This window comes from Burkholderia sp. BCC0419, assembly GCF_902830285.1.
Lineage (GTDB): Bacteria > Pseudomonadota > Gammaproteobacteria > Burkholderiales > Burkholderiaceae > Burkholderia.
Genome location: NZ_CADESR010000001.1, coordinates 2,150,219 through 2,163,576 on the forward strand (window position 1 = coordinate 2,150,219; position 13,358 = coordinate 2,163,576).

12 protein-coding genes and 2 pseudogenes are annotated in these 13,358 nt (G+C 68.3%); 4 read left to right on the forward strand and 10 right to left on the reverse strand.

The genetic code is table 11. The features are described from left to right. Positions 1-17: 17 nt before the first annotated feature. The 3 genes from HWW87_RS09550 to HWW87_RS09560 all read right to left on the reverse strand — a co-directional run bounded on the left by HWW87_RS09550 (position 18) and on the right by HWW87_RS09560 (position 1,898). Positions 18-497: a hypothetical protein gene (locus HWW87_RS09550; RefSeq protein WP_175820088.1), complete on the reverse strand. Its 480-nt coding sequence runs from the start codon at positions 495-497 to the stop codon at positions 18-20. Between the two features lie 38 nt (positions 498-535). Continuing rightward, positions 536-871 carry a hypothetical protein gene (locus tag HWW87_RS09555; RefSeq protein WP_175820089.1) on the reverse strand — a complete coding sequence of 112 codons (336 nt, stop codon included), beginning with the start codon at positions 869-871 and terminating at the stop codon, positions 536-538. A gap of 280 nt (positions 872-1,151) precedes the next feature. Further along, the gene (locus HWW87_RS09560; RefSeq protein WP_175820090.1) at positions 1,152-1,898 is read right to left on the reverse strand and encodes a MipA/OmpV family protein; all 747 of its coding nucleotides are present in this window, start codon (positions 1,896-1,898) and stop codon (positions 1,152-1,154) included. A gap of 245 nt (positions 1,899-2,143) precedes the next feature. Here HWW87_RS09560 and HWW87_RS09565 point away from each other — a divergent pair, with 245 nt between their 5' ends. Continuing rightward, positions 2,144-2,869 (forward strand): response regulator, encoded by a 726-nt coding sequence (locus HWW87_RS09565; RefSeq protein WP_175820091.1) that lies wholly within the window; start codon positions 2,144-2,146, stop codon positions 2,867-2,869. Then, entirely contained in the window at positions 2,870-4,255 is a 1,386-nt protein-coding gene (locus HWW87_RS09570) for an ATP-binding protein (RefSeq protein WP_175820092.1), read from the forward strand. 13 nt (positions 4,256-4,268) lie between these two features. Here HWW87_RS09570 and HWW87_RS09575 read toward each other — a convergent pair. The 7 genes and pseudogenes from HWW87_RS09575 to HWW87_RS09605 all read right to left on the reverse strand — a co-directional run bounded on the left by HWW87_RS09575 (position 4,269) and on the right by HWW87_RS09605 (position 12,054). After that, positions 4,269-5,322 (reverse strand): annotated as a pseudogene (locus tag HWW87_RS09575) (transposase). A gap of 129 nt (positions 5,323-5,451) precedes the next feature. Beyond that, positions 5,452-6,492, reverse strand: a complete 1,041-nt coding sequence (locus HWW87_RS09580) for an iron ABC transporter permease (RefSeq protein ID WP_175820093.1) — start codon at positions 6,490-6,492, stop codon at positions 5,452-5,454. Beyond that, on the reverse strand, positions 6,489-7,481 hold the full coding sequence (locus tag HWW87_RS09585) for an ABC transporter substrate-binding protein (protein WP_175820094.1): 993 nt from the start codon (positions 7,479-7,481) through the stop codon (positions 6,489-6,491). Before HWW87_RS09585 ends, HWW87_RS09580 begins: the two co-directional genes overlap by 4 nt. Next, the gene (locus HWW87_RS09590; RefSeq protein ID WP_174386465.1) at positions 7,478-8,263 is read right to left on the reverse strand and encodes an ABC transporter ATP-binding protein; all 786 of its coding nucleotides are present in this window, start codon (positions 8,261-8,263) and stop codon (positions 7,478-7,480) included. Before HWW87_RS09590 ends, HWW87_RS09585 begins: the two co-directional genes overlap by 4 nt. Before the next feature lie 11 nt (positions 8,264-8,274). Next, a complete protein-coding gene (locus HWW87_RS09595; RefSeq protein WP_175820704.1) occupies positions 8,275-10,365 on the reverse strand; it encodes a TonB-dependent siderophore receptor in 2,091 nt (696 codons plus the stop codon). 259 nt (positions 10,366-10,624) lie between these two features. After that, positions 10,625-10,936 (reverse strand): annotated as a pseudogene (locus tag HWW87_RS09600) (transporter); the annotation flags it as partial. A 194-nt stretch (positions 10,937-11,130) separates the two neighbouring features. Further along, positions 11,131-12,054, reverse strand: a complete 924-nt coding sequence (locus tag HWW87_RS09605) for a LysR family transcriptional regulator (RefSeq protein WP_175820095.1) — start codon at positions 12,052-12,054, stop codon at positions 11,131-11,133. Positions 12,055-12,172: 118 nt separating this feature from the next. Between HWW87_RS09605 and HWW87_RS09610 the strand changes: the two genes are divergently transcribed. Together HWW87_RS09610 and HWW87_RS09615 are read left to right on the forward strand one after the other, a co-directional pair. Next, positions 12,173-13,054, forward strand: coding sequence for an intradiol ring-cleavage dioxygenase (locus HWW87_RS09610; protein WP_175820096.1), 882 nt, complete (start codon positions 12,173-12,175; stop codon positions 13,052-13,054). After that, complete coding sequence (locus HWW87_RS09615; RefSeq protein WP_175820097.1) at positions 13,051-13,353, forward strand: Dabb family protein; 303 nt, start codon at positions 13,051-13,053, stop codon at positions 13,351-13,353. The genes HWW87_RS09610 and HWW87_RS09615 overlap by 4 nt, the downstream gene beginning before the upstream one ends. Positions 13,354-13,358 lie beyond the last annotated feature (5 nt).

A 13,358-nucleotide genomic window follows, 5' to 3' on the forward strand; every position in this document is an offset into this window, starting at 1 on the left:
CACGCGCGTCGCGGCGCTCATGGGCCCGCGGTCGGCCGCAGTTTGGGCGCGTTCATGTCGTCCACCCATTGCAGCTCGGCCGTGCCGTTCTTCCTGAAATACACACGCAGATAACGCGACGTCGACGATTCCGGCTGCGGAATCGTCACGTCGATCACCGCGTGCTCCGCCGGAACACCACGCTGGATCTCGTCCAGCGGCTGCGCGAATGCCCAGTCCAGCTTCACCTTCCGGCCCGGCGTGACCTTGCAGCCGCACGCGAACCCGCCGCCGCCGCCGAATGCCTCGCCGTCCTCACGTGCCGACGGATTGCCGAAGCATCCCGACTTGTGCTCGTTGTCGAGCCAGAATTCGTGAAGCTTACGGGTGTACTCGTTGTATCCGGTGATGCACACGGTATGCGCGTCATTAGACGCATCGCCGTCATGCCGCCCGCATCCGGCCAGCACGCCCGGCACCGTCAGCACCAGTGCGAGCACCCGCGCCCTGAACCGCATCGACGACCCGGCGCGCGCTGCGATGCCGACACCGGCCCTCACCCGCGCCGCACCCAGATCACTTTCCCGTCGCGAATGCCGAGATTGCGGCGCTCCTCCCGGTAATCCATCGTGCCCGGCAACGACTTCCCGTCGCGCTCGAGCACGCGCCACAGGCAGCCGTCGAGCAGCGCGGTCGCATCGGTCTCGGTCTTGCCGACCAGCGCATCGTCCGGCGCGGCGTCCGCCTTGCATACCTGCGCGGCGCCCGACTGCAAAGGGGCCCTGGCTGCGCCACCCGCGGTGGCGTTGGGGTGCTTCGTATCCATGTCCGCACATCCTGCAAAGGTTGCGCCCGCAACGAGTGCAACGAGCATCGCGATCGTGTTCTTCATCGGTTTCTCCCTGTCTCGGCCCGGCGGTCGATGTGCGGCATTCGTGCACGACCGGGCATCGCATGCGTAATCGATTCCGCGCGCTGCCGGCCGTTTCCTGATGGAGCCGGCCAGCCAATGGCGGCCTGTCGCGACCCGGCGGAGCCGCCTCGGCGCACCGGCGTCGCAGGCCCGGCCTGACGCCGAACCCGCCCGCATGTTACCGCACGCGGTTCGCGGCGACGATGCGACGCCGACGCATCGTGTGCGCCCCGCGCGCCGGCCCGCGTCGGCAATCCGTTCAGAACTTGTACGTCACGCCCGCGATGCCGTAGTAGTTGCTGCGCGACTGCACGATCGGGCTGTCGCCCGCGCGGCCGAGCAATCGCGTCACGCCGCCGGTCGCGAGCACCGACCAGTGCCGCGACAGCGTCCAGTTCCATGCAACCGCCATCGATGCGCTGTCGATCCCGCCGCTCGCCGAATACGGCCGGAACCGGCTCGTCATCGACTGCGCGTCGGTCACGCCGTAGAAGGTCTGCATGTAGCGTCCCGAGCCCGCGTGCACGGTGCCCGTCACGATGATCTCGTGCTGCGACGTCTTGAGCACCGGCACCGCGAGATCCACGTGCCCCGACACGCCGCGCGACGTGTGTGTCACGGGGGTATCGATCGTGACGCTCAGTTCCGCCGCGTCGAAGAGCGTCACGCCGGCGCGCACGCCGACGAGCACCGAGCCCGGAATCCGGCCCATCCCCTTCAGGTAGTCGGAGCCCGGCAGGTCGAAGCGGTTCTCGTCCGCGCGGCCCGCGTCGTAGCTCACCGCCGCCGACACGAACGCCCCGTGCGGCAGGTCCAGCCGGTAGCCGGCGCCCTCTGTGCTGTCAACGAAGAAGCCATTGCCGAACTTCGCGGAAAACGACGGCGCCACGACGCCGCGATACTGTTTGCTGCCCTGATAGCGCGGTGCGACCCCGCCGCCGAGCGACAACGAGTACTGGTTTTCCGCGTGGGCGGCGGCGGCGAGGGTCAGGCCGGCGAGCGGCATGCAATAGCGGTAGCGGCGAAGTGATGGGCGCACAATATTGAGATATGAGTGACGAAGCCCGCAGTCTAGGTGCCGCCCCGCGCCGAGACTGTCCTGAATGTGCGGCGAATGTGTGCGCAATTGTGTTCGATTGTTCGCGATTGTCGCCCCGCTGCCCCGGCCGTCGATCCGCCGGATAGAATTCGCGTGCCGCGCCGCGCATCGGCCTGCCGGGAGTGAGATGGCGCGTGCATCCTGAGGAGACCATGAACGAAGTTCCGCTCAAATACCGTGTGCTGCTGATCGAGGACGACGATCGCCTCGCGCAGCTCGTCCGCGAATACCTCGACGGCTATGAATTCGCGGTGACGGTCGTGCGGCGCGGCGACCTCGCCGTCGCGGCGGTGCGCGAGCACCAGCCGGCCCTCGTGATACTCGACCTGATGCTGCCGAATCTCGACGGCATGGAAGTCTGCCGGCGCATCCGCGCGTTCACCAACGTCCCCGTGCTGATCCTGACCGCGCGCGTGGACGTGTACGACCAGGTCGCCGGGCTCGAGACCGGCGCCGACGACTACGTGACGAAGCCGATCGAGCCGCGCGTGCTCGTCGCGCGCGCCCGTGCGCTGTTGCGCCGCGCGCAGCCGGCCGCGGCGGAAGCGCCCGTCGTCGCGCCCGACGCGCTCGTATTCGGCGAGCTCACCATTTCGCCGCCGAACCGCACCGTCACGTGGCGCGGCGAGCCGGTCGAGCTGAAGACCGCCGAATTCAACCTGCTGCTGATTCTCGCGCGCGCGGCCGGCACCGTGCTGAGCCGCGACGACATCCTCAAGCAGTTGCGCGGGATCGAATTCGACGGGCTCGACCGCTCGGTCGATTCCGGCATCTCGAAGCTGCGCCGCCGCTTCGAGGATGCCTCATCGGAGCCGCACAAGATCAAGACGATCTGGGGTCGCGGCTACCTGTTCAGCCCTTCTGCGTGGGACGAATAAATGCTGCGCCCGTTGCTCCGGTTGTACCTCGTCGTGATCCTGTTCGTCGGCGCGTCGATCATCTTCATCCAGCTGTCGTTCGACCGGATCTTCTACGAGCGCGGCGCGCAGGCGCAGCGCGACTCGCTGACGACCTATTCGTTCGTGCTGAACGACTACCTCGAACGCCATCCGGGCGCGCAGCGCGAGCTCGCACTGCGCGAACTCGCGCTGCACGGCCGCGAAGGATTCGGCTTCATGTCGATGGCCGACGCGCGCGCGCAACTGAACGGCGCGCCGCTGCGCGATCTCGATGCCGGCCGGATCGCGATCAGCTACAACGGCAAGGATTACTACATGCCGCTCGCGGACGGCTCGGTGCTGCATGCGCGGCCGATCGAGGCGCCTGACCTCGACATCCGCATCTATGCGTACATGCTGCTCGCGCTCGCGACGCTGTTCGCAGTGGTGCTGTGGATTCACTATCACTGGCGCGACATTCGCCGGCTGCAGGACGCCGCGCGCGCGTTCGGCGCCGGGATGCTGTCGACGCGCGTGAAGCTGTCGGGCAAGTCGAACACCTACGATCTGTCGCAGCAGTTCAACGACATGGCCGCGCGCATCGAGGCGTCGATCAAGCAGCAGCGCGAAATGATGCACGGCATCTCGCATGAACTGAAAACGCCGCTCGCCCGGCTCGAATTCGGGCTCGCGCTGCTCGCCGATCCCGACGAAACGGGCCGGATGCGCGAGCGTCGCGATGCGCTGCGGCGCGACGTGCGCGAACTCGACGAACTCGTCACCGAGCTGCTGACGATCGGCCGGCTCGAACAGGGTGCGAGCGAACTCGCGCCGATGGAGGTCGTCGTCGACGCACTGATCGACAGCGTCGCCGGCAACGTCGCGGACGACATCGCCGATCGCGGCATCGCGCTCGACGTGTCGACGCTCGACGCGCCCGCGACCCACGTCTGCGACCCGAAGCTCGTCGCCCGCGCACTGCTGAACCTGATCCGCAACGGCGCGCGCTATGCGTCGCGCAAGGTGTTACTGGCCGCCACCCGCGACCCGTCCGGCGCGCTCGTGCTGAGCGTCGACGACGACGGTCCCGGCATTCCGCCCGCCGAACGCGCCCGCGTGTTCGAGCCGTTCCAGCGGCTCGACTCGAGCCGCGACCGGCAGACCGGCGGCTTCGGTCTCGGGCTCGCGATCGTGCGGCGCGTCGCGCTCGTGCACGGCGGCGACGTGCGGCTCGAGGATTCGCCGCTCGGCGGCGCGCGCTTCGTGATCACGCTGCCCGTACGCGCGCTGCCGGACAGCCTCTTCGACGTCGCGCAGGACGTCGCGAACCCGCACGCCGATGCGCGCCGCCGTCGCGGCACGGGTACGGTCATCCCGCTTCGTTGACGTCCCCCTCTCCCTAAAGGGAGAGGATTCCCACATCTGGCGATGCACGTCCGCATCGGAGAATGTTCAGCGCAGCGTTGATATCGCGATCATGCACGACACCACATCCACTGCAGGCCCATTCTCTTACTCGCAGTCCCGCAATACCTTTCGGCCGCGTCGTGCTGTCTTTCGATCCGCACGCCGAACAGGACTGGGTCGAACCGCTTTCGTCCACTTCCTCGGAACGTGGCGCCGTGCGCGATCGCTTTGTAGCGGAGCTTGTTTCGGAAGGACGACCAGGATGCGTCGTAGACGCTCTTCGCCATCCTGGTTCTGGCGAGCTTCGCGGCCGACACGTTGCCGACCGCGATGTAATCGAAACGCCGCACCAGATCGAGCGCGAGCTTGTGCTGGAAATCGGCTCGGGCATTCGCCACCTTGGCGTGCAGCTTCGCGATATGCCTTTTGTGCTTTCGTGCCCGCTGCGCTTTCGCGAGCTTTTCCGCCGCGCGTCGGCCGAACCGGTCATTCGGCAGTTTTTCTCCGGTCGAAAGTGTGGCGAAGTCTTTCAGGCCGAGATCGATGCCGACACCGGAACGGATAGGTCGGGCCGGAACATCAGGCATCTCAATCGCAATGTTGAGAAACCAGTTGCCGCGTGCATCCTGCGCAAAGTTGGTGCCATCCTTGATCTTGCCGTCGGGAAGCAGCCGGCTGTTGAACACGCGAAACGTGTTGCCGGCGAAACGGAACGCGTCACCCTCGCGCTTCAGGTCACGCCCCTTCAGCGGCACCCAGCCCAGCGATTTCCTGCCGCGATAACGCAGGTAGGGCCGACGGTGCTGACTGCGCGACTTCGCGTATTGCTCGCACGTCGCGTTGACCGTGCCGGAGTGAATGCCGAGTTCCTTGCTGCTGCCGGTCGTCAGCACGTTCAGGTGGAATCCTGTAGGCCACTTCTTGCTCCACTTGAGCGCGTGCTTCTGCGTGTCGTTGCAGAAGTTCCAGACGTAGTTCACCGCGCGGCTCTGCTTGTTAAGCAGTCCGTTGAGCGACTTCACGCGGTAGCGGTAGACAAGGATCATGTCGGTGATCCTAACCCGTGGAAGAAGCTGTCTGTCAACAGCAATCCTTTCCTCCCCGTCCTGAAGGACGGGGTTTCTCGGAGCAACTGATAAAACAGGCGACCGGCTCCGACCCGCCCTCGCCTTCACTCAGCGCCGGCGCAGCAGCGCGACGAAGAACAGGCTGCCGAACAGCGCGGTCACGATGCCGATCGGCAGATCCTCCGGCGCCGCGAGCGTGCGCGCGGCGACATCGGCCCACACGAGCAGGATCGCGCCCGCCAGCGCGGCGACCGGCAGCAGCCGGCCGTGCTCGGCGCCCACGACGCGACGGCACAGATGCGGCGTCACGAGCCCGACGAAGCCGATCGCACCGCTCACCGCGACCATCGCGCCCGTCGCGAACGACGCGACGACGAACACCTCGCGCCGCATCCGCGCGCTCGGCACGCCGAGCGACGCGGCGGCGACATCGCCCGACATCAGCGCATTCAGTTCGCGCCGGCGCGCAACCAGCGCGCCGCCTGCAAGCACCGCGCACACGGCCGGCACCGGCAGCAGGTCCCAGCGCGCGAGCCCGACCCCGCCCAGCATCCAGAACAGCACCGACGACGCGGCGCGCTGATCGCCGAGATACAGCAGCAGGTTGCCGAACGCGGCCATCATGAACGACACCGACACACCCGCGAGCAGCAGCCGGTCCGATTCGAGCCGGCCGCCGCGGTACGCGAGCGCGATCACGCAGGCGGTCGCCGCAAGCGCACCCGCGAACGCGGCGACCGACAGCGTGAACGGGCCGAACGCCGCGCCGGCCACCACCGTGACCACGATCGCGCCGAGCATCGCGCCCGCGCTCACGCCGAGCAGGTGCGGATCGGCCAGGCGGTTCGCGGTCGCCGCCTGCAACGCGACGCCGACCGCCGCCAGCGTCGCGCCGACGATCGCGGCCAGCAGCGCACGCGGCATCCGGATCAGCCAGACGATGCTGTCGTCGCCCGCGGCGGCCGCGAACGCATCGGCACCGCCGAACGCCGATGCGACGTGCGCGGCGACGATCCGCACCGCGGCCGACATCGCGATCGGCGCGGGACCGAACGCGGCCGACACGACGATCGACACGACCAGCAGCACGGCCAGCCCCGGCAGCACCACGCGCATGCCGGGCCGCGCCGCCTGCCCGCGCACGCTCATCGCGCCGCTCCGGCAAAGGCGGACGGATACAGCGCGCGGGCGAGCGTCTCGACGGCCGCGACGTTCTCGGGGCCCGGCGTCGCGGCATCGTACGGAATCACAACGAAGCGCCGGTCGCGGATCGCGGCCACGCGCGCGAGCGCCGGCTGGCTCGACAGGAACTGCTGCTTCTGCGCGGCCGTGACTGCCGAATAGTCGACGATCACGATCACCTGCGGATCGCGCGCGACCACGCTTTCCCAGCTCACCTGCGTCCAGCTGCGCGGCAGGTCGTCCATCACGTTGCGCGCGCCCGCCGCCGCGAGCAACGCGGTCGGCATCGCGAGCCCGCCCGCCGTCATCGGCTTGTCGGTGCCGCTGTCGTACACGAACACGCGCAGCGGCGCCGGGCGCCCGATCGCGCGCGACACCGCCGCGAGCCGCGCACGCATCCCGGCGACGACCTGCGCGGCGCGCGCATCGACGCCGAAGATCCGGCCGAGATTGTTCAGATCGCGGAACACGTCGTCGAACGAGGCGGCCGACTGCTTCATCACGTGCGAACACGATTCGGTCAGTTCGTAGGTGCGGATGCCGAACGGCGCGAGCGTCGCCGGCGTCACCGGCCCGCCGACGTGCATGCCGTAGTTCCAGCCCGCGAGATAGAAGTCGGCGCGCGCGGCGGCCAGCACTTCCAGCGACGGATACTGGCTCGCCAGTTCGGGCACGCCGCGCAACGCGTCGCGCACGCGCGCGGTGCCCGTCTTCCAGCCGCCGATGCCGGTATAGCCGACGAGCCGGTCCTTCAGGCCGAGCACGAGCATCATTTCGGTCAGGTTCACGTCGTTGCTCACCGCGCGCGTCGGCGCACGCTCGAACGTCACGTCGCGATCGCAACTGCGCACGGTGACGGGATAGGCGCCCGCGTGAATGGCCACGCTGCCGAGCACGGCAGCGGCGACCAGCCGGCGGGAGACGGAGGACAGGACAGGAAACGGCATGGCGGTCATTCCGGATGAAGCGGCGTGATGCGCGGGCGGCCCGTGACGGGATGGCGATCGACGAGCGCGGCGACGCCGAACACGTCGCGCAGCAGCGCTTCGGTCAGCACGTCGTCCGGCACACCGGACGCGACGACGCGGCCATGCGCGAGCACATGGAGCCGGTCGCAATACGCGGCCGCGAGATTGAGGTCATGAATCGTCGCGAGCGTCGCGATGCCGAGGCGGCGCACGCGCGCGAGCAGTTCGAGCTGGTGACGCAGGTCGAGATGGTTGGTCGGTTCGTCGAGCAACAGCAGTTCGGGCTGCTGCGCGAGCGCGCGGGCCAGCAGCGCGCGCTGCTTCTCGCCGCCCGACAGCGACGCGAAGCGTTGTGCGCGGCGCTCGACGAGGCCGACATCGTGCAACGCGGATTCGACGATCCGGCGATCGTCGGCCGACTCCGCATCGAACGGCCGCTGGTGCGGCGTGCGGCCCATGCCGACCAGTTCGTCGACCGTCAGCCCGAAATCGTCCGGCGTTTCCTGCTGCAGCACCGCGATGCGCTGCGCGACCGCGCGCGGCCGCATGCGCCACACGTCCTGCGCGTCGAGCGTGACGCGGCCCGCGTCGGGGCGCGCGTAACGGAACACGCAGCGCAGCAGGCTCGTCTTGCCGCTGCCGTTCGGGCCGACCAGGCCGACGACTTCGCCTTCGGCCACCGTCAGCGTCACCGAATCGAGCACGTCGACCGCGCCGCCGGGAGACCAGCTCACGCGTTCGATGTCGAGCATGTGTGTGACGGGACGCATGTCGTGCCGCCCTAGAAGCGCATCGTCGCGACGAGCTCGGCCGAGCGCGACGGACCGAGCAGCCATTGCTCGCCGCCGTTCGACGTCGTCACCGCGTACGTGCGGTTCGCGAGATTGCGCAGATACAGTGCGAGCTCGGTGCGCGACGTCGGCTGCCAGCGCAGCGACGCATCGAACACCGTATACGACGGCACCTGCACGCGATTCGCGTCGTCGCCGTAGGTCGCGCCGACGTAACGCACGCCCGCATTCGCGTGCCAGCGCTCGGCGAACGCCCAGCCGAGCCACAGGTTCGCGGTCTGCTGCGGCACGCCGGACGGCACGTTGCCGGCCCGCGACACCGTCGTGCCGCCGGCCGTCTGGTTGAATGCATCGTAGCGCGCACGCAGCAGCGCGACGTTCGCATCGATCGTCCAGCCGTGCGGCAGCCGCGCGCCGCCGGTCAGCTCGACACCGCGCGACGACTGCCGGCCGACCTGCTGGCGCAGCGCCGGATTGAACGGATCGGTGCTGAGCAGGTTGCGCTTCGTGATGTCGTACACCGCGAACGTCCAGTACGCGCGACCGTCGAACAGCGTCTGCTTGAGCCCGGCTTCCCATTGTTCGCCGGTCGCGAGCCGGTAGCCCGCCTGCGACGCGGACAGCGTCACGAGCGAGCCGACGCCCTCCGCACCCGTCGTGTACTGCGCATACGCGCTGAACGTCGGCGCGATGTCGAATACGAAACCGGTGCGCCAGCCGACGTTCGCGAACCGCTTGTCGAAGCCCGTGCCGGTCGCCGCCTGCTCGCGGCTGAACGCGATATGGTCGTAGCGCAGGCCGCTCACCCACGCGAGCCGCGGCAGCACCTCGAGCCGGTTCTCCGCGAATACCGCCGCCTGCCGCGCGCGCGTGCTGAACTGCGGCACGGTCGGGTCGGGGCTCGTGAACACACCGGGATCGAAGCCATGCGCCGGCACCGTCGTTTCGCCGCCGTATGGCGAATTGTTGATGCCGCTGAACGTGATCTGGCTGAATTCCGTGCCGACGACGAAACGGTTCGCGCGACCGAACAGCATCCCGTCGAAACGCACACTCAGCCGGTCGCCGATCTGCCGCTGCTGGTGGCCGATGTCGAGATAGTCGCCGCGCGTGACGCGCCCCGTCGCGGGGTCGAGCGCATACGACTCGGCGTTGCGCCAGTGGCGGTTCGATGTCAGGTAGTAGAGCTGGTTGTCGATCGTCACGCCGGGCGCGGCCCGGTAGCGGGCAGACAGGCGCGTCCACTGGTCGTAGTACGAAATCGTCGCATCGCCGACGGTGTAGTTCAGCTTGCGCAGCGACGGATCGAGCACGCCGTTCGACGCGGGCACGCCATAGTACGTCGCCGGCATCTGGCGCCCGTAGTCGTAGTCGAGCGTCAGCGCGAGCTGCGGGCTCACGTCGAATGTCAGCGCGCCGCCGATCGCCGTCGTATGCGTATCGGCCCGCTCGGCGAGACCGTTCGCGCGTGCATCGCTCGCGTAGAAGCGGTACGACAGCCGTGGGCCGAGCGCGCCCGTCGTATCGAACGCGAAGCGCTTCGCGCCGTCGGGGCCGACGCCGGCCTGCAGCGTCGTCTCGCGCGTGCGCTGCGGCCGCTTCGGCACCACGTTCACGACCCCGCCGATCGCCCCTTCGCCGTACAGCACCGATGCCGGGCCGCGCAGCACCTCGATGCGCGCGACCGACCACGTGTCGAACGGAAACGTGCTCGTGCCGGCCGCCGGCATCAGCCGCACGCCGTCGAGCAGCGTCATCACCGATTCCTGTCCGCTGAAGCCGCGCACGCTCAGCGCGGTGCCGCCGGTGCCCGGCGCGATCGCGCTCGAAAAGCCGGCCGTGCGCGTGACCGCGTCGAGCACCGTGCGATCGCCACGTGCTTCGATCGTGTCGGCCGTGACGGTTTCGACGCTCGCGGGCGTGTCGAGGCTGGCCAGGCCGAGCCGCGAGCCCGTTTCGAGCGGTTGCGTCAGCGGGTCGGCCGGTGCGGACGAAGCAGTGACGTTGATCGCCGGCAACGCGTGCCGGTCGTCCGGCGCCGATGCTGCGGCTTCGGCGGCCAACGCGCCGGTGGTGGCCATCGCGCAGCCCACCCAGGTCGTGCAACTGCGTGCCGCGCGTGTGCGCCAGGTGCCCGCGTTCCGGCGCGGCGCGGCATGGCGCCGCGCCCCGCGCGCCGGGGTGTGTCCGGTTCTCGTCACGTCGTATCGATCTTGTTCGGTTGTCGTCGCACGCGCGTGTGCCAAGCAGCCCGGTTACCGGCGACGAAAACGTCAGATGATACAATATATCAACCTGATCCGTCAGGATTTCGACAGCCTGTGTTGGCGCCCCGCGCGTCTACAGCAGGAAACTGAACTGCACCCACAGCTTGTCGCCCCGCGGCCGGTTGCGCACCGCGAACGCGTGCCGGTACTTCACGACCACGCCCGACGCCGGCCCCCACATGTAGCGCGACTGCGGACCGATCGCGACCGTTTGCCCGCGAAAGCCGTCCGATCCGACCTTCACGCCGTCCTGCGTATCGTCCGTGAACTGCTTCAGGAACGTGCCCTGCACGCCGAGCTGCACGCGACGGTCGAGCGAATAGCCGATCAGGTAGTCGAGCACGGCGACCGCGCCCGAGTGATAGCGCGTCGCGTGGTTCGGCGATCAGGAGTGCCAACGGCACCCGTCGCAATGCGTATCTCATGTCGTCTCCAGACCGATCGTTATCGTGAGCCGGGCATGGCGGGCCCGGGGGAGACGCAATGTAAAACGCACGACAGCGGCGAAAAAGACGACGATCGGGAGAACCGTTCTCCGTCATGCGGAGAAATGCGCGACAGCGCCGCGCCGGCCTGCGCTCAGCGGCCGACTTCCTTCCATTTGCGCGCAAGCCCGAGCCGTTCGAACCGCTCGATCAGGAACTCGGTAAAGACGCGGATCTTCGCCGGCTGGTGTCGGCGGCTCTGATACGCGATGTTGACGGTGAGCGCCGGCAATTGCCAGTCGGTGAGCACCGGCACCAGCTTCCCCGCGACGATATCGTCGTGAATGATGTAAAGCGGCTGGATCAGGATGCCGAGCCCGGCGAGCGCCGCGGCGCGGATCACCTGCCCTTCGTTCGCATCGAGCACGCTCTTGATCGTGACCGACTGCTTCTTCGCGCCGTGACGGAAATGCAGCACGTACGGATCGTTCGCGAGGTTATAGACCAGCAGCCGGTGGTCGCCCAGCGCGTCGGGCGTCGCGGGCGCGCCGTGCTTCGCCAGATAGCCGGGCGACGCGGCCAGCACGCGCCGCGTCTCGGCGAGCTTGCGCACGGTGATGCCCGAATCGGCCTCGTGCTCGCGCGTGCGGATCGCCACGTCGATGCCGGCCTCGATGAAATCCGGGTAGCGGTTCGCCGCAATGATCTGCACGTTCAGGTTCGGGTAGCGCCGGTGAAATTCGGGCAACGCGGGCGCGATGTAGATCGACGCGAACGACACCGACGCGGTCACGCGCAGCGTGCCGGCCGGGTTGACGCTCGCTTCGTTGACGGCCGCGTCGGCTTCCGACAGCTCCGCCAGGATCGCGGCGCAACGCCGGTGGTACTCGTGCCCGGCGTCGGTCAGCCACAGCCGGCGCGTGGTCCGCTCGACGAGCCGCGCGCCCAGCCGCTCTTCCAGCGCGTTCAGGCAACGGCTCGCCGCCGCGCTCGACATGCCGAGCCGCTCGGCGGCCTTCGACAGGCTGCCCAGCTCCGCCACCTGCACGAAAAATTCGATCTGCGTCCACTTGTCCATGCGTTCGATTCTTCCACCTGGCGGAGAACAAAACTCCTCCAAACCCACTTTTTTACGATTCGGGGAGGAATTAATGTTACGTCAATGCGCCATCGAGCGACATCAGGAGACAACCCCAATGCGCAATCTCAACGAAGACACCATCACGCAGGCCGTGATCGCGTCGCTCTCCGGCTGTCGCGACGAGCGGCTGCGCACGGTGATGACGAGCCTCGTCCAGCACCTGCATTCGTTCGCGCGCGAAACGAAACTCACCGAAGCCGAATGGCAAGCCGCGATCGGCTTCCTGACGGCCGTCGGCCACATCACCGACGACAAGCGCCAGGAGTTCATCCTGCTGTCCGACGTGCTCGGGCTGTCGACGCTCGTGACCGCGCAGAACCACGCGAAGCCAGCCGGCTGCACGGAAGCGACCGTGTTCGGGCCGTTCTACGTCGACGGCAGCCCCGAATTCGGGATGTTCGACGACATCGCGAACGGCGCATGCGGCGAGCCGTGCTTCGTGTCGGGCCAGGTACGCGGCATCGACGGCACGCCGGTCGCCCACGCGTCGCTCGAGGTGTGGCAAGCCGACGAGGACGGCCACTACGACGTGCAGTTGCCGGACGACGACGGGTCGGTCACGCATCGCGCGCGCGGCCGGCTGCGCAGCGGCGCCGACGGCCGCTATGCGTTCCGCTCGATCCTCGCCGAGCCGTATCCGATTCCGCATGACGGCCCCGTCGGCGCGATGCTCGATGCGCTCGGCCGCCATCCGTGGCGCCCCGCCCACCTGCACTTCATGATCGAAGCGCGCGGCTACGAAACGCTGATCACGCACGTATTCCGCGACGGCGACCGCTATCTCGACTCCGATGCGGTCTTCGGCGTGCGTTCGACGCTCGTCGCCGACTGGGTCCGGCATGCGCCCGGCATCGCGCCCGACGGTTCGCCGATGGACACGCCGTTCTACACGCTCGATTACGACTTCGTGCTGAATCGCGCAGAGCGTGCCGCATGATCCGGCACGTCGTGATGTGGAAGGTTGCCGGCGCAACCGATCACGAACGCACCGCCGCGCGTGCCACCGTGAAGTCCGCGTTCGAAAGCCTGCGCGGCCGGATTCCGGGCATGACGCACCTCGAGATCGGCACGGATTTCAGCGCGGCCGATTACGCGTGCGACCTGATCCTCGTCGCCGAATTCGAGTCGCACGAGGCGCTCGACGGGTACGCGACGCATCCCGAACACGCACGCGTGCGCGACGCACTGACGGGGCTGCGCATCGCGCGCCACCAGGTCGACTACGCAACGGAGTGACGACC